The sequence below is a fragment of the Salinicola corii genome (assembly GCF_008298015.1).
In the GTDB taxonomy this organism is placed as follows: domain Bacteria; phylum Pseudomonadota; class Gammaproteobacteria; order Pseudomonadales; family Halomonadaceae; genus Salinicola; species Salinicola corii.
This window is the reverse complement of the sequence record NZ_VTPX01000003.1, coordinates 276742-296289: the sequence shown is the minus strand read 5'-3', so window position 1 is coordinate 296289 and position 19548 is coordinate 276742. Positions and strand designations below refer to the sequence as shown.

Annotated in this window: 30 protein-coding genes, 1 tRNA gene and 1 riboswitch; of the genes, 18 read left to right on the top strand and 13 right to left on the bottom strand. The window is 60.6% G+C overall.

Annotated features, from left to right (window positions below; genetic code table 11):
* From F0A16_RS07865 to F0A16_RS07855, 3 genes are read left to right on the top strand one after another with little or no spacing between them, the layout of a single operon-like run.
* The gene (locus F0A16_RS07865) at nt 1-327 is read left to right on the top strand and encodes a DUF1244 domain-containing protein (protein WP_149434827.1); all 327 of its coding nucleotides are present in this window, start codon (nt 1-3) and stop codon (nt 325-327) included.
* Entirely contained in the window at nt 324-854 is a 531-nt protein-coding gene (moaB, locus tag F0A16_RS07860) for a molybdenum cofactor biosynthesis protein B (RefSeq protein ID WP_149434826.1), read from the top strand. Before F0A16_RS07865 ends, moaB begins: the two co-directional genes overlap by 4 nt.
* Entirely contained in the window at nt 847-2046 is a 1200-nt protein-coding gene (locus F0A16_RS07855) for a molybdopterin molybdotransferase MoeA (protein WP_149434825.1), read from the top strand. The genes moaB and F0A16_RS07855 overlap by 8 nt, the downstream gene beginning before the upstream one ends.
* Before the next feature lie 46 nt (nt 2047-2092).
* Here F0A16_RS07855 and F0A16_RS07850 read toward each other — a convergent pair whose 3' ends face one another.
* From F0A16_RS07850 to F0A16_RS07825, 6 genes are all read right to left on the bottom strand, one after another.
* Nucleotides 2093-2641: an acyl carrier protein phosphodiesterase gene (locus tag F0A16_RS07850; RefSeq protein WP_149434824.1), complete on the bottom strand. Its 549-nt coding sequence runs from the start codon at nt 2639-2641 to the stop codon at nt 2093-2095.
* Nucleotides 2642-2666: 25 nt separating this feature from the next.
* Nucleotides 2667-3017: a TusE/DsrC/DsvC family sulfur relay protein gene (locus tag F0A16_RS07845; protein ID WP_420853070.1), complete on the bottom strand. Its 351-nt coding sequence runs from the start codon at nt 3015-3017 to the stop codon at nt 2667-2669.
* Nucleotides 3017-3307, bottom strand: coding sequence for a sulfurtransferase complex subunit TusB (tusB, locus tag F0A16_RS07840; protein WP_149434823.1), 291 nt, complete (start codon nt 3305-3307; stop codon nt 3017-3019). Before tusB ends, F0A16_RS07845 begins: the two co-directional genes overlap by 1 nt.
* A gap of 16 nt (nt 3308-3323) precedes the next feature.
* The gene (gene tusC, locus F0A16_RS07835; RefSeq protein ID WP_149434822.1) at nt 3324-3710 is read right to left on the bottom strand and encodes a sulfurtransferase complex subunit TusC; all 387 of its coding nucleotides are present in this window, start codon (nt 3708-3710) and stop codon (nt 3324-3326) included.
* Entirely contained in the window at nt 3707-4102 is a 396-nt protein-coding gene (gene tusD, locus F0A16_RS07830; protein WP_149434821.1) for a sulfurtransferase complex subunit TusD, read from the bottom strand. Before tusD ends, tusC begins: the two co-directional genes overlap by 4 nt.
* A gap of 132 nt (nt 4103-4234) precedes the next feature.
* Complete coding sequence (locus F0A16_RS07825) at nt 4235-4906, bottom strand: Bax inhibitor-1/YccA family protein (RefSeq protein ID WP_149434820.1); 672 nt, start codon at nt 4904-4906, stop codon at nt 4235-4237.
* 165 nt (nt 4907-5071) lie between these two features.
* Between F0A16_RS07825 and F0A16_RS07820 the strand changes: the two genes are divergently transcribed.
* Both F0A16_RS07820 and F0A16_RS07815 read left to right on the top strand, forming a co-directional pair.
* Nucleotides 5072-5162: transfer RNA gene (locus F0A16_RS07820), tRNA-Ser, on the top strand.
* Between the two features lie 493 nt (nt 5163-5655).
* The gene (locus tag F0A16_RS07815; protein ID WP_149434819.1) at nt 5656-5889 is read left to right on the top strand and encodes a putative hemolysin; all 234 of its coding nucleotides are present in this window, start codon (nt 5656-5658) and stop codon (nt 5887-5889) included.
* Between the two features lie 16 nt (nt 5890-5905).
* Here F0A16_RS07815 and F0A16_RS21675 read toward each other — a convergent pair whose 3' ends face one another.
* A complete protein-coding gene (locus tag F0A16_RS21675; RefSeq protein WP_187775941.1) occupies nt 5906-6046 on the bottom strand; it encodes a hypothetical protein in 141 nt (46 codons plus the stop codon).
* Nucleotides 6047-6301: 255 nt separating this feature from the next.
* Between F0A16_RS21675 and F0A16_RS07810 the strand changes: the two genes are divergently transcribed.
* Nucleotides 6302-6514: a hypothetical protein gene (locus F0A16_RS07810; protein ID WP_149434818.1), complete on the top strand. Its 213-nt coding sequence runs from the start codon at nt 6302-6304 to the stop codon at nt 6512-6514.
* Between the two features lie 223 nt (nt 6515-6737).
* Here F0A16_RS07810 and F0A16_RS07805 read toward each other — a convergent pair whose 3' ends face one another.
* Nucleotides 6738-7175 carry a DUF2501 domain-containing protein gene (locus F0A16_RS07805; RefSeq protein ID WP_187775940.1) on the bottom strand — a complete coding sequence of 146 codons (438 nt, stop codon included), beginning with the start codon at nt 7173-7175 and terminating at the stop codon, nt 6738-6740.
* Between the two features lie 128 nt (nt 7176-7303).
* Here F0A16_RS07805 and F0A16_RS21885 point away from each other — a divergent pair, with 128 nt between their 5' ends.
* On the top strand, nt 7304-7804 hold the full coding sequence (locus F0A16_RS21885; RefSeq protein WP_223119735.1) for a terminase small subunit: 501 nt from the start codon (nt 7304-7306) through the stop codon (nt 7802-7804).
* On the opposite strand, the gene F0A16_RS07795 is transcribed toward F0A16_RS21885, so the two are convergent.
* Nucleotides 7787-8110, bottom strand: a complete 324-nt coding sequence (locus tag F0A16_RS07795) for a hypothetical protein (protein WP_149434816.1) — start codon at nt 8108-8110, stop codon at nt 7787-7789. The genes F0A16_RS21885 and F0A16_RS07795 overlap by 18 nt on opposite strands.
* 280 nt (nt 8111-8390) lie before the next feature.
* Here F0A16_RS07795 and F0A16_RS21880 point away from each other — a divergent pair, with 280 nt between their 5' ends.
* From F0A16_RS21880 to F0A16_RS07770, 6 genes are all read left to right on the top strand, one after another.
* Complete coding sequence (locus F0A16_RS21880) at nt 8391-8537, top strand: hypothetical protein (RefSeq protein WP_223119734.1); 147 nt, start codon at nt 8391-8393, stop codon at nt 8535-8537.
* Nucleotides 8521-8739, top strand: coding sequence for a hypothetical protein (locus tag F0A16_RS21875; RefSeq protein WP_223119733.1), 219 nt, complete (start codon nt 8521-8523; stop codon nt 8737-8739). The genes F0A16_RS21880 and F0A16_RS21875 overlap by 17 nt, the downstream gene beginning before the upstream one ends.
* Nucleotides 8740-9649: 910 nt before the next feature.
* On the top strand, nt 9650-9901 hold the full coding sequence (locus F0A16_RS07785; protein ID WP_187775939.1) for a hypothetical protein: 252 nt from the start codon (nt 9650-9652) through the stop codon (nt 9899-9901).
* A gap of 117 nt (nt 9902-10018) precedes the next feature.
* Entirely contained in the window at nt 10019-10261 is a 243-nt protein-coding gene (locus F0A16_RS07780; protein ID WP_149434814.1) for a DUF1654 domain-containing protein, read from the top strand.
* Between the two features lie 156 nt (nt 10262-10417).
* Entirely contained in the window at nt 10418-10669 is a 252-nt protein-coding gene (locus tag F0A16_RS07775; RefSeq protein WP_187775938.1) for a hypothetical protein, read from the top strand.
* Nucleotides 10670-10770: 101 nt separating this feature from the next.
* Nucleotides 10771-10986: a hypothetical protein gene (locus F0A16_RS07770; RefSeq protein ID WP_149434812.1), complete on the top strand. Its 216-nt coding sequence runs from the start codon at nt 10771-10773 to the stop codon at nt 10984-10986.
* Between the two features lie 19 nt (nt 10987-11005).
* Here F0A16_RS07770 and F0A16_RS07765 read toward each other — a convergent pair whose 3' ends face one another.
* Nucleotides 11006-12715, bottom strand: coding sequence for a potassium/proton antiporter (locus tag F0A16_RS07765; protein ID WP_149434811.1), 1710 nt, complete (start codon nt 12713-12715; stop codon nt 11006-11008).
* A gap of 81 nt (nt 12716-12796) precedes the next feature.
* Entirely contained in the window at nt 12797-13663 is an 867-nt protein-coding gene (locus F0A16_RS07760; protein WP_149434810.1) for a phosphotransferase family protein, read from the bottom strand.
* A gap of 70 nt (nt 13664-13733) precedes the next feature.
* A riboswitch (TPP riboswitch) is annotated at nt 13734-13834 on the top strand.
* Between the two features lie 32 nt (nt 13835-13866).
* On the opposite strand from F0A16_RS07760, the gene F0A16_RS07755 reads away from it, so the two are divergent.
* The 4 genes from F0A16_RS07755 (at nt 13867) to F0A16_RS07740 (ending at nt 17402) form a co-directional block, all read left to right on the top strand.
* Nucleotides 13867-14610 (top strand): ABC transporter ATP-binding protein, encoded by a 744-nt coding sequence (locus tag F0A16_RS07755; protein WP_149434809.1) that lies wholly within the window; start codon nt 13867-13869, stop codon nt 14608-14610.
* Nucleotides 14603-15379 carry an ABC transporter permease gene (locus tag F0A16_RS07750; protein ID WP_149434808.1) on the top strand — a complete coding sequence of 259 codons (777 nt, stop codon included), beginning with the start codon at nt 14603-14605 and terminating at the stop codon, nt 15377-15379. Before F0A16_RS07755 ends, F0A16_RS07750 begins: the two co-directional genes overlap by 8 nt.
* 73 nt (nt 15380-15452) lie before the next feature.
* Nucleotides 15453-16463, top strand: a complete 1011-nt coding sequence (locus tag F0A16_RS07745; RefSeq protein ID WP_223119732.1) for an ABC transporter substrate-binding protein — start codon at nt 15453-15455, stop codon at nt 16461-16463.
* A 24-nt stretch (nt 16464-16487) separates the two neighbouring features.
* Nucleotides 16488-17402, top strand: coding sequence for a hypothetical protein (locus F0A16_RS07740; RefSeq protein WP_149434807.1), 915 nt, complete (start codon nt 16488-16490; stop codon nt 17400-17402).
* Between the two features lie 27 nt (nt 17403-17429).
* Here the strand turns inward: F0A16_RS07740 and F0A16_RS07735 are convergent, their stop codons facing one another.
* Together F0A16_RS07735 and F0A16_RS07730 are read right to left on the bottom strand one after the other, a co-directional pair.
* Nucleotides 17430-18215 carry an alpha/beta fold hydrolase gene (locus F0A16_RS07735; RefSeq protein ID WP_149434806.1) on the bottom strand — a complete coding sequence of 262 codons (786 nt, stop codon included), beginning with the start codon at nt 18213-18215 and terminating at the stop codon, nt 17430-17432.
* 78 nt (nt 18216-18293) lie between these two features.
* Complete coding sequence (locus tag F0A16_RS07730; RefSeq protein ID WP_149434805.1) at nt 18294-18974, bottom strand: 7-cyano-7-deazaguanine/7-aminomethyl-7-deazaguanine transporter; 681 nt, start codon at nt 18972-18974, stop codon at nt 18294-18296.
* A gap of 268 nt (nt 18975-19242) precedes the next feature.
* Between F0A16_RS07730 and F0A16_RS07725 the strand changes: the two genes are divergently transcribed.
* Nucleotides 19243-19545: an ArsR/SmtB family transcription factor gene (locus tag F0A16_RS07725; RefSeq protein ID WP_149434804.1), complete on the top strand. Its 303-nt coding sequence runs from the start codon at nt 19243-19245 to the stop codon at nt 19543-19545.
* Nucleotides 19546-19548 lie beyond the last annotated feature (3 nt).

Here is a 19548-nt window from a genome sequence, read left to right as displayed (position 1 = left end):
ATGCACCACCTCGATGAGCAGACCCGCACCGAACTGGAAGCCGCCGCGTTTCGCCGGCTGCTTCGTCATCTTGACGCGAACAGGGACGTCCAGAACATCGATCTGATGATTCTGGCGGATTTCTGCCGCAACTGTCTCTCCAAGTGGCTGGTCAGTGCGGCCGAGACGCGCGGCGCCGAGCTGGATTATGAAACGGCGCGGGAGTACGTCTACGGCATGCCCTACGCCGAATGGAAGGCTCACCATCAGGCGCCGGCGACCGATGAGCAGCTCGCTGCGCTGGAGGCACGCAAGGCCGGGGCCGATGGCGGTCGGGAGGAATCATGAGCGAGTCGCCCATGATTCCGCTGTCGATCGCGGTACTGACGATCTCGGATACACGGGACGAGGCTGACGACCGCTCCGGGCAGACCCTCGTCGAAAGGCTCGAAGCGGCGGGACATCGCCTCGCCGAGAAACGCATCGTGCCTGACGACGTCTACCGGATCCGGGCCGTGGTCGCGGGATGGATCGCCGACGATGACGTGCAGGTTGTGCTGACGACCGGCGGCACCGGATTCACCGGCCGCGACTCCACGCCCGAAGCCGTCGCCCCGCTACTCGACAAGCACATCGAAGGCTTCGGCGAGCTCTTCCGTCAGCTCTCGTTCGAGGAGATCGGCAGCTCGACCGTGCAGAGCCGCTGCCTGGGCGGCCTGTCCAACGCGACCGTGATCTTCTGTCTACCCGGTTCAACCGGCGCCTGCCGCACCGGCTGGGACCGGATTCTCGAGGAGCAGCTGGATAGCCGCCACCGACCCTGCAACTTCGCCAATCTGGTGATTCCGGAACGAGGCACGCAGGATCATGGCTGAGAGCCCCCAAGAACTCCAGAGCGTCGAGCGTGCCCTGGAAGCGCTGCTCGAGGGCGTCTCGCGGCTCGAAGGTGAGCGCATCGCCTGCCCGGACGCCGACGGCCGTGTGCTGATGGACGACGTGCGGGCCGCCATCGATGTGCCGCCGGCGGACAACAGCGCCATGGATGGATTCGCGTTGGCTAGCGCGGACAGTGGCAGGCAGCTGCCGATCTCCCAGCGTGTTCCCGCCGGCCAGCCACCGCAGCCGCTGGTCCCCGGCACCTGCGCGCGGATTTTCACCGGCAGCGAGATACCGGCCGGGGCGGATTGCGTGGCAATCCAGGAAAACGTCGAACTGGTCGGGGACAGCGCGATCGTTCCAGTGACCCAGGCCGGGCAGAACGTGCGACGTCGGGGGCTGGACGTGACCACCGGGCAGCCGCTGCTCGCCGCCGGCACGCGAATGGGTGCCGCCGCGCTGGGGTTGCTCGCCGGCCAGGGGCGCTCGATGGTCGATGTGGTCAGGCGGCCGAAAGTGGCACTGCTGCTCACCGGAGACGAGATCATCGAGCCCGGCCAGCCCCTGGCCCGCGGACAGATCTACAATAGCAACGGCCCGATGCTGGCCACCCTGATTCGGCGCTTCGGTGGCGAACTGGTCAGTCAGATCCGGGTTGCCGACGATTTCGACACCACCCTGGCGCGTCTGGAGGAAGCCGCGGCCGTTGCCGATGTCATCGTGACCACGGGCGGTGTCAGTGTCGGCGAGGAAGATCACGTCAAGCCGGCTCTCGAACGGCTCGGAACGCTCTCGCTCTGGCGCCTGGCAATGCGGCCGGGCAAGCCGCTGGCGCTGGGAACGATCGGTTCCGCGCGCCTGGTGGGGCTGCCCGGCAACCCGGTATCGAGCTATGTCGGCGCCTGGCTCTATCTGCGGCCGCTGCTGGGCAGGCTCCAGGGCTGCCATGACAGGGAGTCGCTCCCGGTGATCAGCGCCGAAGCCCAATTCGAGACCCGAACCCAGGGGCGACGTCACTACATGCGCGCCAATCTCGAGTTTCGAGGTGAGCGCATCCTCGCCACGGCGTACCCCGAGCAGAGCTCGGCGGTCTTGACCTCCTGCGCAGAGACGAATGCCTTTGCCGTCATCCCGGCCGGCAGCCATATTCGCCCCGGCGATCGGATCGACTGCCTGTGGCTACAGGGCTAGGTCAGTGGCGCTCCAGCCCCAGCGCCTAGGCCCCTGGCGCGGCGATTCACTCGCGGAATCGCTGCTGCATGTCAGGCCACAGCGCGACGAAAGCGGCCTCGAGGCTGGCGTACTCCTCGCGTAACCACGGCGTCAGCGCCGCGAGCTGATTGGGGCCGCGCAGCCGCTGGCCGATGCCGGCAATGGCACGGCAGGTGAAATCGAAGTCGGCGTAGCGCTGCAACCAGTCGCCGTCGATCATGGCAGGCACCATCCCCTCGAGGCGCGATGGCGCCCGCCGCTCCCCGAGCACTCGATAGCAGCGCTCGACCAACCGCGCATCAGGGTAGCGGCTGGCCAGGAAGTGGTCCCAGACCAGATCCAGCGCGATTCCGGCAAAACGTCGCTGGGCCTGCGGCGCCATCCGCAGCAGACGCAGCACTTCCGCATGACGGTCGATGGCGGCATCCACCTGGCGATGGTGACGAATGCCCGCGGCCACGGCCGGCGGCCACGATTCCAGACGCGCGCCCTTGACGCCGTCGGCAACCAGATTGCCGTAGAGAAAGTCGTCGCTGCCTTGACGTGAAAGCCAGGCGTGCGCAAGGAAGTTCATGGCGATGATCGGTGGCGATCGAACACTAGAGGCAGTTGGTCGGCTTGGGCAGCCCGGCCAGGCGGGCGCCGACCTTGGCCGGGCTGTCGGGGAACAGCCGCATCAGATGGATCGAGTTGCCCTTTTCCTCTCCCAGGGCCTGCTTCACCGCCTTGACCAGCGGGCGCATGGCCGGCGCCGTCTCGAAGCGCCGGTAGAAGTCGCGCAGTACCCAGATGACCTCCCAGTGATCGGGCGTCAGCTCGCGCCCCTCGTCCGCGGCCAATGCCTCGGCGACGCGCTCCGACCAGTCGTCGAGCGAGACCAGATAGCCCTCGGGATCGAGGGCGACAGGATGGCCGTCCACCATCAATGTTCTTGCCGTCATGGTTGCCATCAGAACCAGCTCACGCAGCGTTCGTGGGTCTCCGTCAGCGCCAGGAAGCCGTTCATGTCGATGACACCGACGGAAGGATCGATCCGCGCGGCCAGTCCCCGGGAGACCAGATCCTCCTGGAGCACGGACACGCGCCCGCCGAAGGGTTCGAGTACCGCACTGGCCGAGACCTGCGCTGCGTAGCAGGCGTCCTCGATCAGCAGCAGGTGATCGCCCGAGCCGAAAGCTTCGCTCAAATCCTGGTAAGTGGCGGTCGATCGCGGGGAGCGGTTTAGCAGATGCAGCATCATGAACGTCGTTCCGAGCCTAGAAAATCAAGGTGTGGGGGTGGCGCTGGAGGAGCTCCGTCACGGCGCTGGCCTCCAAGGGTACCACCGGCAGCATCAGGTCGTCCGTCGAGAGGCCGCGTTCGTTCAGCCCCCTGGCGCTGACCCACAGCGTCTCGATGTCGTACATCTCCAGCATGGCGAGCTGCGAATGGGTGCCCTTCTGGCCCAAGGCGCCGGCCTGTTGTCCCTTCAACAGCGCGTAGATGCCATCCCCCTGAAACAGCAGGCCGACGCGTTGACCGAACGCCGCGGCGACCAGCGCCACATCCAGACCTTCGCGCAACCAATGGGTACCGTGGGGCGGATGGCGCAACACCACCAATAGATCCTGCGGTACGGGGCGGGAGATAGAGACGTCGGTCATGGCGCGAAGGTGATCATTCGGTCACTGGTCAGCATGGCATCGATGAGTTGGCCGACACCGGTCAATGCGAATGGGGCCTCGAGGCTGTGCGACACCGCTCCATGACGGTTGGCTTCGCTGACGTCCAGCAGCCCCCGTCGCAACCCGGCTGCCACGCAGACCAGCAGCTCGGTGCCATGCTCGTGGTGAAGCCTCCTCCAGCCGTCGGCCAGGTGCACCTCGTCCTGCGGTGGAGCCATCAGGGCCGAAGCGTTGTGGACGCCGTCGTGATAGAAAAAGACCGTCTTCATTCGATGACCATTCGCCACGACGGTGTCTGCGAAGCGTAGCGCCGACAACGCCGCCTGGTGACTGTAGGGCGCAGCATATAACAGTAACGCGTAATTGAGCATGACGACCGATGGTTCCGTGCAAGCTGCCGGGACAAATCTGCAACGACAATGGTACCAAACGGCAAGGCCCCACCGTAGTGGGGCCCCGTTTCCGTCGATATCAAGCCGTGCGTCGATATCAAGCCGTGAAGGTCAGTCGCGAGACATGACCCCAAGGATCGACAGCAGGCTGATGAACAGATTGTAGATCGAAACGTAGAGCGTGACGGTCGCCAGGATGTAGTTGGTCTCCCCGGCGCGATTCACGATTTCACTGGTCTGGTACAGAATGGCCGCCGACGAGAACAGCACGAAACCGGCGGAGACTGCCAGCGCCAGGCCCGGGATGTTGAAGATCAGCGCGGCCACCATGGCCAAGATCAGCACGATGGCGCCTGCCATCATGAAGTTGCCCAGGAAGCTGAAATCCTTGCGCGTGATCAGCGCCACGGCCGATAGCCCCAGGAACGTTGCGGCGGTCATGCCCAGCGCCGTCATCACCAGCTGTGCGCCGTTGGGAATCGACAGGTAGAGGTCGATGATCGGCCCCAGCGTGAAGCCCATGAAGCCGGTGAAAGCGAAGATCGCCGCAATGCCTGCGCCGGAGTTGGCGGTCTTGTGGACCAGGAACATCAGGCCATAGGCGCCGATGAAGAACACGAATATGTTGAGCTGCGTGACGCCCATGGCCATGGCGACGCCGGCAGTCACGGCAGAGAACAGCAGTGTCATGGCCAGCAACATGTAGGTGTTGCGCAACACCTTGTTGGTGCTGACCGCACTCGATCGACGATCGGTGATGTCGTGCGACGTTCGATAATCCATTTGTCGTCCCCTCAGTTCTGTTGAAACTCACCCGTAGACCAGAATGCCCTTGCAAAGTTCCCCTGACAAGCGTTATACGCTCGCTCCAAAGCGAAATAACTCCTTGAAAGCTAAAGAACCTATTGACGCGCCTCGATAAGCTGGTAGTATTCCCCGCCGTAAGCCGGAGGGATGGCAGAGCGGTTGAATGCACCGGTCTTGAAAACCGGCGTAGGTTAATAGCCTACCCAGGGTTCGAATCCCTGTCCCTCCGCCACCTTACATTTGGAAAGCCTCGTAAGCCTATGTGCTGCGGGGCTTTTCTCGTTTCTGGACCTATCAAACCACCCTCTTCTTCCTGCCGCTCAGCGACTCGATAGCATGCACCGGTCTTTCAGTGTGAGTGGAATTTGGCAATGCCAACGTCGTTCAGCGGCACGGCCCGTCGTTTTGCCGACTTATTGTCCTCCGATTCGTGTGATCAGATTGTGATTGAAGTCGCGCAGTCGATCGCCCTCTCGCGTCTCTTCGGCCTTCTGGCATCAGCCTTGCCTCCTCCCCTAACGAACACGCCCTTCCGACACGTCGGGCGCAGCGGCATGCTGTGATGCCGGGGCGTCGGCGTCAATCTGCTCCCGCAGCTTTCCTAGATGAACGATCCTAGCCAGGCCCAAGGAAATTGATCCATCATCCATGCGCCGGCTGATTGAATATTCAACCAGGGTTCGTGTTTACTCCTTTCAAGACCTCATCTGATAGGCCCACTGGATATGCAAACCAGATATCTCTCGCTACTGTTCCCCTTCGCGCTCGTTGCATGCTCCTCTCAACAGGAAGAGCCCAAGGTGGGAATGCCCAATCCGGCATCGGTTTACTGTGAAGATCAAGGCGGGACGCTCGAGATCCAGCAGACCAAGAACGGTCAGGTCGGCATGTGCACCCTGCCCGACGGCACTCAGGTCGAAGAATGGGACCTATACCGCAAAACGCATGCGCCGGGCTAAATCCAGCCGCTGGAGCTCAATTATGACTTGCCCTCAGGTCTGATGCCTCGGCGCGCAGCTCATCGATACGAGGCACAACGCTCTTCGTTCGCCACATCACACCTTCATTATCCTCGTTGGTGGCCTGGGCAAGTACCCAGTCCATGGCATCAGCCATGGGCCACGCATCTCGCCGGCGTACCGCCCCGGGAGATGGGCAACCCTGAATCATCTCAATTGCATCGCTGAGCCTGGTCGTCAGTTGCTCAACCTTCCGCTCAAGGGCGTCGATCTGTTGCAGACTCTCGTATTTCTCGCCCTCTACGCTCGATGGAATGCTCAGCGGTCGCTCATGCCCCCACAGCGGCGTGGATGTCGGCGGGCATCATCTCGTGACAACCTCTTTGGATCAACACAATGGGGGAACAAGAACGTGAAGCTGACGAAAGAAACGCAGAGCGCCAACCTGTACGGCCAGGTTGGCGTTAGAAGGCCGTCATACTTCCTCGTATACGAAGCCTTTTATGAATTTAGCCAGCCTGTTGTCTTTTTCGGTCTCGACCTTAAGAACCTCCCGGATTTGGTCGGACTGAGTTCGTTCAAAATCACCGCGAACCCGGCCATCAACCTGCAAATCTCAACATAGCTTTCACTTGGATGTCTGTTCTCAACACTCATGCTGACCACTCCCCTCTCAGTGGTGAAGGTAAAGAACAGAATCAAGCCATTACATAGCGTAACGCTATGTACTTGAGCTGTGTCACCTACGCAGCCGGTCGAGGGGACAGAAGTAGTTGAGTACCAAGCCCGCAGAATGGTAGCCGAGAACGGCCCAGCCGCCACTGGGCCGCACGTAATCAGGTCGACGTTTAGCCGCCAATAAATGACGTGGCTTTATCAGCAACCATGCCGCAAGCTTTCTCGCCGGCTTTGTCACCGAGCGAACTCAAGTCAAATGACTCGCCGTCACCCTGCAGTACGCCTTCTTTGCCTTCTTGGTAATCACTGACGTCTGTCGGCTCCGAGGAAATTCCTGCAGCCTCCATCACTTTGTCTTTCACACCATCGGCTGAGTCACCGAGATAGCCATTCTCCTGACAATAGCTAAGCACCCCGGTCAGGTTGGTCATGCTGCTAGGCGAGAAGGAACCACTAGACAGCGAACTGAGAAGCCCAGCCGAGTCACCGCCTGACATCATCTCACTGCCTTTTTCTTTCAGGCTATCAAGTGACTGAGCGTGTGCTGTCCCGATTGACATCAAGCCAACCAGACTGGCCAGTGCGACTGTTCTGATGCGTATATCCATGCAGTAAATCTCCATTTGAGTCGGTAGACGCTCGATGCCTCGATAAGTACCGAAGCACATATCTACCCTAGCTGCGTCTATTTCTGGCGTCCATTTTTGGCACCGACGGACAAAGATTGAGAATTCTAATGGCATCGAAGACTGCGGCGGCAGTCGGGCTGACCGCGAAACAGTCCCTATTCGTCGATGAATATCTGAAGGATCTGAACGCTACCCAGGCAGCGATCCGCGATGGTTATTGCAAGAAGGCCGCAACCCGTATCGGCCCCAATCCTGGGCTTCATGCTGGCTGGCAGGGGCGACTAATCGGCGGCAGACTGGTCGCCGCTGTGCTGGGTGCCGCCCCAACGCCCGAAGCAGTCGGCCGCGCCCTGCAGATCGACCCACAGGCCCTGACAAAGGTTCGTGCCGCTGAATCGGGCCTCGAGCAGGAGGGCATCGAAGCTGATATCCGCCGACAGGAAACAGTGAATGAGACCATCCGAGCCGAGCTTCAGGCAGATAGTTGGTACAAGAGCGGTACGGCATGCTGCAGATCGCGCTCAACGGCGTGTATCGCGAGGTGGACGGCGAGAACGACGGATACTGAGGTAGTGAGAAGACCAACCCTCTCAATCCTGCTGATCTGACTCAGGGCGTTGATCAATGAATGTAGACGGATCAGCAAGCGCGGGAATATCCACAACCCTGTTTCGCACATCAGAAGTGTTCAAAGGGAGAATTGCAGATCCTGCGGTATTGGCGTATTCGTCTTTTCTGTTGCCCAAATTACCACCGATCCGTTCGATATCGTTCAGTCTCTCTGCACTGTGAAATGCATCAATCCAACGACAATGCACACTAACGCACACCCCATCGTTGAATTCATCAGCAACTACAAAATGCTGGTGAATAGTATATTGATTAACACATCGAACGATATACCGAGCGAGCATAAGCCTTCTCCTTGCTCAACCAAGACAGGCTACTCCAATAGCCCTGGATCTACAGTAAGCTACATCTCCTAGATGTAGGCTCACATCTTGTGACAGCATCCATACCATTAAGTTTTGCCGCCTCGGCCTCGGCGGTCACTCGCATGCCAAAAACACCGACGCACCCATAGTCAGGCCTGGAGTCAGTGACCACGTAGTGGTGATTAACGCCGCCAGAGTCATTGAACCTTTTTAATCACTGTACGCTCTGCGTTCCGTTGATAGAAATTAAGGTAACTCCATGACATCGGAGACTACGGAGGCTATTGAGAATCGCAAGTCTTTGCGTTCCGCGTGTACCCAAATCGACGCCGACTACGTGCTTCACCGTCTGGTCGAGATCGATCAGATGGATGTGCTCGACATCCTGAATGACGACGGTGGTTGAAGCCAAACAAAGAGGCGATGCTCTACGTGCCCACGACCTGCAGGATGTAAATGCTAGACGAGCGGGCATCAATGCTTCTGATATTCAGAAGATCAACCAGCAGTACGACGATCAGTATCGAGAGATCAAGGGTCTTACCGAGAGCGGTAGCGATGCACAGGTCCTGGCGATTCTTGATACGGGCCGCCCGCCGAAAAACTGAAGGATTGGCGACATTACAATGACGATAGAGCGAATAGCGTGATCAAATATAACAGCAGGAGAAACACTGCGACTTTCCAATGGAAGTATCAGTATTTCATCATAATTGATGCTGGTAAAATCATGCTCTCGGAGAGTAAAGATAGATAAGAGTCGGTCAGTCGCACAACCTTTTTTATGAATTTTATTTAGAATGGATAGGTCGTGATGGAAGCGCAAATTACAGCGTACCAATATTCGAATATACGGAAAGAAAAGCGGTCGTGATCACGCGATGGATTTCTTCTAAGCATGCGAACAAACACTCATAATAGGATAATGGCGGATACCAGCTCGAAACCTCGGGTTTCGATGATTAACGGTGAGTCAGGAGAGCGACTAAATGGGCAATAGGGATGCTGGCAATACAGGCTCCCGCAATGAGTAGACGGGCTTTACGAACACCGAATCGAATCGGAAGGGTTACCCTGCCAACTCTCTTGTCTCCTTCATCGCTGAATTCCTGGACGCCGACGAGATTTGTACAACCGGGTGCCATCAGTGTCGGCGCCAATTTCCAGCCGACGCTTGGCGGCATCGTCTACTGTCTCGCCGCTCAGCGCTTCGGCCACGACCATCGAATCACGACCCCCCCCTGGGCATGGTTGAACGCATCCTCATCCTGTCGTCTATCATGACTGACCTTGGCCGGGGGATCCTCATTCTGCGCGTCCGCGCCATTACCTCCCCCCGCTGCTCTTATCCCCTCTGGAGAGAAGAAGCCAAAACTGTCATAGTGGTAAGACTGCGTTCAAAGGATGGGTAGATCATTGAATCATATAAAAAATATGGCTTTCTTCGGAATCTTGGGAGTCGTCATCGCATCGACACAAGCCACGGCCGCGCAGTTCGAGTGCTCGTCGGATGGTTTGATGAAGCACGTCAGCGAACAAACCCGGGAAATCGACGCTTATATATCGAGCAGCGACAATCCTCAACAAACTCAACAGAAGCTGACGAGCATGGCCAGAGGTCTGCGCGAGAACGGCCAGGTCTCCAACCATGACGATGAGATGAAGAAGTTGGCGAGCGGCGTGGAGTTCCAGCCCTCCCAGTCATTCTGCGACGATATGCAGACCACCATGGCTGCTATCCGGTCCTACATGGAGAGTCATCCGCAGTAGATACGACAGAACCCGGCCAGGCAGACGTTCACGGGTTCTTCCCGCGCCCGCCGCGGGTTGTTTTCACTCCGTCTCTAGCGGATACTGTATGAATAAACAGCCATTGCGGAGCGATCGATGATCATCCCCTTTCCGACGCCCGAGAAACGGCTCGCCCGCCGTATCGAGCAACTCATTTCGGAAGCGCGCGCCAACCACTCCCATCAAGTCACTATCAGCCGAGGCGAAAACGAGCCCATCCGCGAATGGGAGCGTCTCGTCGAGCAGTTCGATGATAATGACCAAATTCGGGTCATCCATATTACGCATCACGATGTGTTGCTCAACTGGCGCCTGCCCACGGCCGGGCTTGCTTCATGAGTGAGGTAGAGTTCCATTGATCGCTGCTCGGCGAAATTTTCATCAAAGGGGCGGATGCGCTCGCAAACGGTGCTACTCTGCATCTAGCTTCCAGTGATGTAGACAATGCACCGAGCGCTAATCTTTTCCATCGTGACCCTTCTCTTGGCAAGTTGTGTGTCGGCGACGCCGCGACTGACGGCCACGAACTTTCTGCGGGACAGCGATACCTGTGAACGCCAGACCCATCAGATCGCTGGTGAGCGAGAATATCAGTTGTGCATGGCACGACTGGGGTGGCCGGATCCGCAGGCACAGACATCGCTGGAACAAGCCGACGACGGAGGCAACGATCGGGATGTGGGCTTCATCGACGAAGCGATCAACGGCCTTCAATTCGGTCTACAGTGGGATCTGGCCCCGGACTGATCGCTTTCCGCTGCCTCTTCTCCGTGCACTAGCGAGTCTACTGTACAACGCCGACACCACAGCTAACCTGAAAGTCGATGCATTCCCAGGAGGATTCCATCATGGCAGAACCATTCGTCGAGATCAGAAAGACGCACAAGCCCGGTAACCCCGAGAAGATATGCTACGAAGTCTATGACGGGGACACGGGTGGCAGCCTGGGGCATTTTACGGATGCCTCCGAGGCTCAGAAGCGAGCCGATAGCATGAACAGGATGACCTCTCGCGAAACAGGTAAGCGACTCGATCACCCCACCGATGATGCCGATGTCGAATAACCGGCGGCAGCCGGAATCGTCAGTGGTAGAGACGTAACCCCACCCGGGTGACACGGTTGCCCTCCATCTCACTGACCACCCAGTGAAATCCATGCCAGTCGACGTCATCCCCGACGACGGGATGACCGCCGACACGAAGCGCCACGAACTCTCCCAACGTCATCTCCTGTTCCCCTGGGCTCAGGGTCAAACCGTAGGCGCCGGCCACCTCCTGCATGAGAGCTTCGCCATCGAGCGTGAAGGTACCGAAGAAGGCCCGCTCCCGTTTCAGTTTCGCTTCCCCATTGAAAAGCCGGTTGAGAGAGGGAAGATCTCCGGTACGGCCTATCAGGCAGATCACGTCTCTCATTCGCAACCGAGTGCTTCCTTTGGGGTGCAGCATGGCGTGTTGGCGAAAGATCGCCGAGATCAGTGTTCCCGAGGGCAGGCGCAGCAAACGAATCGGCACATCGTCCAGCGATTCGTTCTCGACCTTGTAGACGAACATCTCGTAGTCGTTCTCCGGGAGAACACCTAACTGTCCCCGACGATCGGGCGTGGTGGTTTCCGGCAATACCACACGCATCCAGCGGGCGACTCGAGCCAGGATCGAACCCTGCAGCAGCAAGGAGATCAGGACGACGAAGAACGCGACATTGAAATAGAGCGTCGCGTTTTCGACGCCGCTTATAACGGGGAAGATGGCCAGCACGATAGGGACCGCACCACGCAGCCCGACCCAGGAAATGAAGCAGATTTCTCGCCAGCGAAAGTTGAAAAACGGAACCAGCGAGACCATCACGGCAACCGGACGTGCCAGCACGATCAAAGCGATACCCAGAATGGCGCTCGGTAACGCGTAATCGACCATTTCCGATGGCGTGACCAGCAGACCGAGAACCAGGAACAACCCGATCTGGCTCAACCATGCCAGCCCATCGTGGACAGGAAGGATATGGTTGAGGTGCCGTCCCGGTTGATTGCCGATCATCAGGCCGGTGAGATAGATAGCCAGGAAGCCACTTCCTCCCGCCGCACTGGTCGCTCCGAAGATACAAAAACCCAGCGCCAGTGCCAGCAACGAATAGAGGCCGGGGGCCAGATCCAGCCAGCGAAGCAATTTGGCGGAGATCCAGCCGCCCCCCAGTCCGACGGCAAGCCCCAGCCCGAACTGCAGGGCGAATCGCATCAACGTCTCCCCTATCCCTCCCACTGCGCCTGTCAGTAGCTCGGCGAGCGTGATGGTGAGAAAGATCGCCATCGGATCGTTGGTACCGGATTCGATCTCGAGCGTCGCACCCACGCGCTCGTTGAGATTGACGCCCTGCCCCTTGAGCATAGAGAACACCGCAGCGGCATCCGTGGAGCCGACGATCGCACCGACCAGAAGGCCTTCCGTGAGCGACAGGTCGAGTAGCCACATGGCCAGCAGGCCCATGATGCCGCTGGTCAGGAAGACACCGACGGTCGCTAACGATAAAGCTGGCTTCAGGCCTACGCGGAACGTCCGCAAGCGTGTCCGAAGTCCGCCATCGAGCAAAATCATCGCCAACGCCAGGTGGCCGATCAGGAAAGCCTGAGAATAGTCATCGAACTTCAGACCCAGCACGCCTTCTTCGCCGGCGAGCATGCCCAGGCCCAAGAACAGGACGAGCAGAGGCACGCCAATCCGTGACGACACGCGACTGGCCAGAATACTCAGGGCTATCAGCGCCCCGCATACGAGGAACAGGCTATTGATCGAATCCAAGAATCAGCCATCGGTTATCAATTGAGATACCTTAGTATGCCATGCACGGATGCTGTTGCGTGGCGTAAAAGGGCTGCAAATTTAATCTTTTAGCCAGTGGGGGTGATAGTAGGTCCTGGCTGTTGCCTTCTCGCCATGCAGTCCCAACAACAGCGCCAGCGATCGCATGCCAGGTCGGTAACGGGCGAGATCCGGCACGGCATGGTGGCGACGATAAGCCGCGACGAACGCATCGCGCTGGGCGCGACTCTCCAGCACCAGTTCTATCAGACACAGATCCCATTCCAGCGGCGCCCAGACCAGCGCCTCCCAGTCGCTCCATCGCCAGTCCGGGGCTCCGGCGAGAAACTGATCGCTGCGCAGATCCAGCAATGACCAGACGGCTTTCGACGGCAATGGCCACGCCGGCATTTCAGCGAGCCAGCCACGATTGGGGTGCGTCTCCGTGAAATGGCGGGCCCGCTCGGGCCAGTCCGACAGCGGGGAGACCTCGCCTGCGGGATGACCGAAGCCCGGTAGTGCTCGGCGATGCAGTAGCGCCAGTTGGATTCCGAGCCGCGCGGCCAACCCCTCGCTCATCGGCGGCGGCGTGGCAGAACACCAGGGCAGACACCAGAGCGGCGCCCCCTCCAGCCGGCCGAGGAGTGTCATCGGCACTGGCGCCATCGGCAGACAGGAAGGCAACATCGATGGGATCCGGGTCAGCGCCTCGGGCATGCGCCAGCGATCGAGGCCGAACAGTTGCTGGACACCCCACCAGAATCCATCGGTCGTCGCCGACCTCCGAGCCAGCTTGAACAACTGCGGTGACGGCCCTTCGCTCTTCCAGAGCCAGTTGGCACTGTCCGGCCAGCGCAGTGGCAGTGGCGACAGTGATTTTCCGGTCAGTTCCGCGACTCGACGGGTGAGTTCGGCATCTGCCTCGATCGGAGCGTCGTCGGTTCTCAAAGAAAGTCGTCCTCGTGTCGGTCGGCCCACAGCGCGGTGGGCAGGCGCGGCTGGTCGGCGTACAATTCGCAGCACTGGATAGGGGTGCCCGTCGACGGGCTGAGAGTGCCGTGCACAACCCTGGAACCTGAACCGGCTAGTACCGGCGGAGGAAATGCCAGCAGTTCTCGCATGACTCCGCCCGCCCCCCACTGGGAGCTGTCATGCCACCACCCGGACTCATCGTCCGCGAAGCCTCGCTGACTTTCGGCGACCGCCCGTTGTTCCGAGCGCTTCAGGCACGATTCGACGCCGGCAGCTGGACCTGCCTGCTCGGTCGCAGCGGCAGCGGCAAGAGCTCGCTGCTGCGAATGATCGCCAGCCTGAGGCTGCCTGACAACCATCACCTCGAGCTCGAGACCAGTGACGGCGCCCCGCTGAAGGGCCGGCTCGCCTGGATGGCGCAACACGATCTTCTCGTTCCGTGGCATCGGGTGATCGGCAACGTGATGCTCAGCGCGCACTGGCGGGGCCGCCCCACCGCCCAGGATCGACAGCGCGCCGAGCGACTGCTGGCCCAGGTCGGCCTGACCGACAAGACCAACCGATGGCCCGACGAACTCTCGGGGGGCCAGCGCCAGCGCGTGGCTCTCGCCCGCACGCTGTTCGAGGATGCCAGTATCGTGCTGATGGACGAGCCGTTCTCCGCCGTCGACGCCATCACCCGCCTGGAGCTTCATGATCTCGCCAGCCGGCTTCTGGACGGACGCACCGTGATCATGGTGACGCATGATCCGCTCGAGGCGCTGCGCCTGGCCGACCGAATCCTGATCCTGCAGGGAGAACCCGCTCGACTGGTATCGATGCCGGTGCCCGAAGGTCGCCGTCCCCGCCCGCTCGACAGCAGCGAATTATCGCATCGCCAGGCCGAGCTGGTAGCCGAACTGCGGGAGATGACGCATGGCTGAACCAAGGGTCTGGAAACGGTGGGTCCGCCCGCTGCTGGCGCTCGCCGTGCTCGTGGCGATCTGGCAACTGGTACTGACCCTGACCGGGGTCCCACGCTACATCCTTCCCTCGCCTGCGGCAGTCGCCAGCGCGCTGATCGAACAGCGGGAGCTGCTCGCCCGCCATGCCGCGGTTACCGCCATCGAGATCGTGGCCGGGCTGATCGGCGGCATCCTGCTGGGGCTGACGACGGCACTGGCCCTGGCTCGATTCCGTGCGCTTCGCCGAACGCTGTTGCCGCTGCTTCTGATCAGCCAGGCCATTCCGCTGTTCGCGCTGGCCCCGATTCTGATGCTGTGGCTGGGTTACGGTCTGGGTCCGAAGATCCTGATGGCCATGGTCATCATCTATTTTCCGGTTGCCTCCACCGGCTACGATGGCCTGCGACAGACACCGCAGGGCTGGCTCGACCTGGCCCGGACCTTCGGGTTGAGCCGGCGGCAGCAGCTGCTGAAGGTCCAGTTGCCGGCCGCCCTCCCCTCACTGGCTTCCGGCCTGCGCATGGCGGCGAGTGCGGCGCCGATCGGCGCGGTGATCGGCGAGTGGGTAGGCTCCAGCCAGGGGCTGGGCTACCTGATGCTCAATGCCAACGCGCGACTGCAGATCGATTTGATGTTCGCGGCCCTGGTCGTACTCGTCATCTTCGCCGTGCTGCTCTATTTCGGCGTCGATGCTGCCCTGAGGGCGGCGATGCCCTGGCAGCAGGACCGCATGACGCCCGACCAGTGAGCGAGAGAGGGGCGCGACCGGCCGACGCGCGCAAAAACGGAAACAGGGACCATGAGATGAAAAGGAACGGGAAATGACAAAGACGCTTTCGACGATGTGGCGCCGCACTCTGGCGGCAGGCCTGGCCCTGCTCGCCCTGGCCGCGGCCCTGCCCACCCTGGCGCAGGAGACCGATGACGATCTGGCACCACCGCAAATGATCCCGTTGAGCGTGATGCTCGACTGGTACGTCAACCCGGTCCATGCGCCGATCATCATCGCCCAGCAGCGCGGACTGTTCGAGAAACGTGGCCTGGATGTCGATATTCAGGCGCCGGCCGACCCCAGCGTTCCGCCCAAGCTGGTCGCCGCCGGACGGATCGATCTTGCGGTCAGCTATCAGCCCCAACTGCACCTCCAGGTCGATCAGGGGCTTCCCATCGTCCGTGTCGGCACCTTGATCGCGACGCCGTTGAACGCGCTGCTGGTGCGCGCGGACAGCGGTATCGAGGAGATCTCCCAGCTCAAGGGGAAGAAGATCGGGTACTCGGTCGGTGGCGTCGAAGAGGTCCTGCTGGCGGCCATGCTGGAGCACAACGGCCTGAGCCTGGACGATGTCGACATGGTCAACGTCAATTTCTCGCTAACGCCCGCGCTGATCAGCGAAAAGGTCGACGCCGTGACCGGCGCGTTTCGCAACTTCGAACCGGCCCAGATGAAACAGGAGGGTGTCGAAAGCAAGACGTTCTATATCGAGGAGCAGGGCGTCCCCGACTACGACGAACTGATCTTCGTGGCCAATCGTGAAACCCTCGACCAGCACCGGGACGCGGATCGGCGATTCATGGATGCCATCGGAGAGGCGACATCCTGGATCATCAACCACCCGGACCAGGCATGGCAGAGTTTCATCGGCTACGATCCCGCGCTGGACACTCCCCTGAATGCCGCCGCCTGGGAGGCCACCCTCCCCCGCTTCGCCCTGCGCCCTGCCGCACTGGACGCCAAGCGCTATCGCGATTTCGAGGCGTTCCTGCTGGAGCGCGGTCAGATCAAGGCGCAAAGTCCGGTGTCTCGCCTGGCGGTGGATCTCAACGCGCCCTAGGGAAAAATAGGCTAGATTGATGATATGACTTCAAGATCATCAAGTTACGGCCGGTTGAACCCCGAGCCGCTAGGCTACGACCCGCAGCAGGATCCGATCCGGACGCTGCCCAGCACGAGCCTGCAGGACCTGGGCGCGTTACCCGCGCGCCCGGGAGTCTATGTCTTCTTCGGTTACAACGAACTGCCGCTCTATGTCGGCAAGAGCGTCGACATCCGCAGCCGCGTTCGCAGCCATCTCCAGCAGCCGGTGTCCAGAAGACACGGGCAGATGGTGGCCCAGGCCCAGCGTATCGCCTGGCGGCGGACCAGCGGCGATCTTGGCGCTCAACTCCTGGAAGCGGACCTGATCAAGCGCTGGATACCGCTATACAACCGGCAGCTTCGCAAGCGCGTGCGCATGGTGAGCTGGAACTGGCCGCCGGGCGAGGAGCGGCCGACACTGACCGATGGCCAGTGGGTGGTGGCGGCACGCAGCCGGTTCTATGGACTGTTTCGCAATCGTCGTGATGCCCAGATGACGCTGCGAGACATTGCCACCGAGGCGTCGCTCTGCCTGCGGGTGCTGGGGCTGGAATCGGGACAGGGTCGCTGTTTCGGCTATCAGATCGGCCGTTGTCTCGGTGCCTGCTGCGGCGCGGAAACCCGGGAGGCGCACGCGCGGCGGGCACGCGACGCGATGGAACGGCTACGTATCGAGAACTGGCCGTGGCCCGGTCGCGTCGCCTTCCGGGAAAACGGCCCTCATGGCGATGTCGGGCTGCATGTCGTCGATCACTGGCACTATCAGGGAAGCGTCGAGCGGCTCGACGACCTGCATTCGCTTCCCGACACCCGTGGCTTCGATATCGATACCTATCGCATTCTCAACCGTTTCCTCTCATCGCCCGACGACACAGTCGAGCCGATCCCGATCGATGGCGAGATCGACGCGACATGAGGTCGGTTCGGCCGGAATGCCGGCTGCTCATGAAACGGTCGTGAAGCGATTCACCGCGTCCCGAAACGCGTCGGGTTGCTCGGCATGCAGCCAGTGGCCCGCCCCTTCCAGGGTTTGCCATTCGACATTGGGCATGACCGCATCAACGCTATCGCGATGACGATCCTGAACGTAGGGGGAGGCACCGCCGCGAATCAGCAGTGCCGGGCCTTCGAAAGGCCGATCGCCGTCCGGCGGTGCGATGATGTCCGCGTAACCGGCACTGATCTCGTCGAGCCCGACACGCCAGTACATGATGCCGTCGTCGCCGCGGAGCAGATTGGTCGCCAGGAACTGTCGCGTGGCTGCATCCTCGATCTCCTCCTCCATCAGTGCCATGGCATCGCGCCGAGAAGTCGGCTCGCCCGCCTCGACCCGCCGCATCGCGGCAAAGACGTCGGCGTGGCCGTGGTCGTAGGCGACAGGCGCAATATCGGCGACGATCAAGTGCGCCACCCGCGCCGGGTTCGACCGGGCCAGCGTCATCGCAACCTTACCGCCCATCGAGTGGCCCAGCAGATCGAACCGCTCGATACCGAGATCGTCCAGCAGCGCGATGACGTCGGACGCCATCGCCGCGTACCGCATCCCTTCGACATGGGGCGAGCGACCATGGTTGCGCAAGTCCACGGCAATCACGCGACGATCGCTCTGCCACTGCTTGATATGGGAGCGCCAGTTGTCGGCGCTACCGAACAGACCATGCAGTACGATCAGCGGTAGCGCCGGGCTCTCCTCGCCCGATGCGCCGGTGTCGATACAGTGAAGGTGCAACGTCGTCTCTCCCCAATCCGGTCCGGTAGCCGGAACGGCCACCGCTTCGGCCCCTAGGATAACAAAAGCAGGCGATGGCTATCCCTGCTCCCGCGGCATGCCCGGCAGGTTGGCCTGATCACGCCGCGTCAGCAGATGACGGCCGAGACAGGCCAGCAAGACGCCGTAAAGTGGCAGGAAGAAAATCAGGCTGATCGATAGTTTCACCGCGTAATCGAACCAGGCGATTTCCACCCAGTGCTCGCGCATGAAGGGGTCGGGGCCCTGCCAGAAAGCGATGGCAAAGAACGCAAAGGTATCCGCCAGATTGCCGACGATGGTGGACAGGGTCGGCGCGATCCACCAGGCACGGAGCCTGCGCAGTCGGTCGAACACGTGGATGTCCAGCAACTGGCCCAGCACGTAGGCCATGAAGCTCGCCAGTGCGATGCGTCCAACGAAAAGATTCCATTGCGCCAGCGCCTCGAAGCCCTGGAAACGCCCCTGCTGAAACAGTACCGATACCGCGTAGGAGACCAACAACGCCGGCACCATGACGCCAGCGACGATCCTCCTTGCCGGCGACTTGCCGAACAGCCGCACGGTCAAATCAGTTGCCAGGAAGATGAACGGAAAGCTGAAGGCGCCCCAGGTCGTATGTAACCCCCACAAGGTGAAAGGCAGTTGAACCAGGTAGTTGCTGGCCGTGATCACCAATACATGGAAGCTGACCAGCCACAGTAAGGCGAATCGGAGTCGACGGTTATCGAGTGCTGGCATGTGAAACCTTTTTATCTGCCTCGGCTTCGCCGCATGCTGTCTGGCGGAGCCCGGCCAAGGGGTTAGGGAACCCTCTGGGTGGCAAGGAATGTCTGAGCTATCAAGAACGGGCGCGAATTATAGGGATCCAACGAGAAGAGCACCAGCGTGGTCGCTATCGGATACGCGAAAAAACATTGTAACTCTAAGTTACATTAAGCTAATATCAGAAACGACTTACCATGAGTTCAGTAGCAGCAATCCGCCCGTCGCGCTTGGAATTCTGACTATGACGAGAAAGGCTATCCCGCTCGGCAACCACCAGATTGGCCCCGCCACCGCTGCCCTCAAGGCCATCGCCAACGAGAGCCGGCTACGCATTCTCTGCCTGCTGATGCACGGCGAGCGCTCGGTCACGCAGATCAATCAGGAGATGACGCTCAGCCAGTCGGCGCTCTCCCAACATCTTGCGGTGCTTCGACAGGAACGCCTGGTAGCGACGCGACGCAGTTCCCAGGTGATCTACTACTCACTGCGCGGCAACGTGGCCGAGCGGCTGATCCAGACACTCGGCGAACTGGATATCGCGTAGCGG

Excerpts from the sequence above, each read along its gene's own strand:
- F0A16_RS07865 (WP_149434827.1), top strand. The coding sequence starts at position 1 with ATGCACCACCTCGATGAGCAGACCCGCACCGAACTGGAAGCCGCCGCG.
- moaB (WP_149434826.1), top strand. The coding sequence starts at position 324 with ATGAGCGAGTCGCCCATGATTCCGCTGTCGATCGCGGTACTGACGATC.
- F0A16_RS07855 (WP_149434825.1), top strand. The coding sequence starts at position 847 with ATGGCTGAGAGCCCCCAAGAACTCCAGAGCGTCGAGCGTGCCCTGGAA.
- F0A16_RS07850 (WP_149434824.1), bottom strand. The coding sequence starts at position 2,641 with ATGAACTTCCTTGCGCACGCCTGGCTTTCACGTCAAGGCAGCGACGAC.
- F0A16_RS07845 (WP_420853070.1), bottom strand. The coding sequence starts at position 3,017 with ATGGCAACCATGACGGCAAGAACATTGATGGTGGACGGCCATCCTGTC.
- tusB (WP_149434823.1), bottom strand. The coding sequence starts at position 3,307 with ATGATGCTGCATCTGCTAAACCGCTCCCCGCGATCGACCGCCACTTAC.
- tusC (WP_149434822.1), bottom strand. The coding sequence starts at position 3,710 with ATGACCGACGTCTCTATCTCCCGCCCCGTACCGCAGGATCTATTGGTG.
- tusD (WP_149434821.1), bottom strand. The coding sequence starts at position 4,102 with ATGCTCAATTACGCGTTACTGTTATATGCTGCGCCCTACAGTCACCAG.
- F0A16_RS07825 (WP_149434820.1), bottom strand. The coding sequence starts at position 4,906 with ATGGATTATCGAACGTCGCACGACATCACCGATCGTCGATCGAGTGCG.
- F0A16_RS07815 (WP_149434819.1), top strand. The coding sequence starts at position 5,656 with ATGCAAACCAGATATCTCTCGCTACTGTTCCCCTTCGCGCTCGTTGCA.
- F0A16_RS21675 (WP_187775941.1), bottom strand. The coding sequence starts at position 6,046 with ATGGCTGATGCCATGGACTGGGTACTTGCCCAGGCCACCAACGAGGAT.
- F0A16_RS07805 (WP_187775940.1), bottom strand. The coding sequence starts at position 7,175 with ATGGATATACGCATCAGAACAGTCGCACTGGCCAGTCTGGTTGGCTTG.
- F0A16_RS21885 (WP_223119735.1), top strand. The coding sequence starts at position 7,304 with ATGGCATCGAAGACTGCGGCGGCAGTCGGGCTGACCGCGAAACAGTCC.
- F0A16_RS07795 (WP_149434816.1), bottom strand. The coding sequence starts at position 8,110 with ATGCTCGCTCGGTATATCGTTCGATGTGTTAATCAATATACTATTCAC.
- F0A16_RS21880 (WP_223119734.1), top strand. The coding sequence starts at position 8,391 with ATGACATCGGAGACTACGGAGGCTATTGAGAATCGCAAGTCTTTGCGT.
- F0A16_RS21875 (WP_223119733.1), top strand. The coding sequence starts at position 8,521 with ATGACGACGGTGGTTGAAGCCAAACAAAGAGGCGATGCTCTACGTGCC.
- F0A16_RS07785 (WP_187775939.1), top strand. The coding sequence starts at position 9,650 with ATGAAGCACGTCAGCGAACAAACCCGGGAAATCGACGCTTATATATCG.
- F0A16_RS07780 (WP_149434814.1), top strand. The coding sequence starts at position 10,019 with ATGATCATCCCCTTTCCGACGCCCGAGAAACGGCTCGCCCGCCGTATC.
- F0A16_RS07770 (WP_149434812.1), top strand. The coding sequence starts at position 10,771 with ATGGCAGAACCATTCGTCGAGATCAGAAAGACGCACAAGCCCGGTAAC.
- F0A16_RS07755 (WP_149434809.1), top strand. The coding sequence starts at position 13,867 with ATGCCACCACCCGGACTCATCGTCCGCGAAGCCTCGCTGACTTTCGGC.
- F0A16_RS07750 (WP_149434808.1), top strand. The coding sequence starts at position 14,603 with ATGGCTGAACCAAGGGTCTGGAAACGGTGGGTCCGCCCGCTGCTGGCG.
- F0A16_RS07745 (WP_223119732.1), top strand. The coding sequence starts at position 15,453 with ATGACAAAGACGCTTTCGACGATGTGGCGCCGCACTCTGGCGGCAGGC.
- F0A16_RS07740 (WP_149434807.1), top strand. The coding sequence starts at position 16,488 with ATGACTTCAAGATCATCAAGTTACGGCCGGTTGAACCCCGAGCCGCTA.
- F0A16_RS07730 (WP_149434805.1), bottom strand. The coding sequence starts at position 18,974 with ATGCCAGCACTCGATAACCGTCGACTCCGATTCGCCTTACTGTGGCTG.
- F0A16_RS07725 (WP_149434804.1), top strand. The coding sequence starts at position 19,243 with ATGACGAGAAAGGCTATCCCGCTCGGCAACCACCAGATTGGCCCCGCC.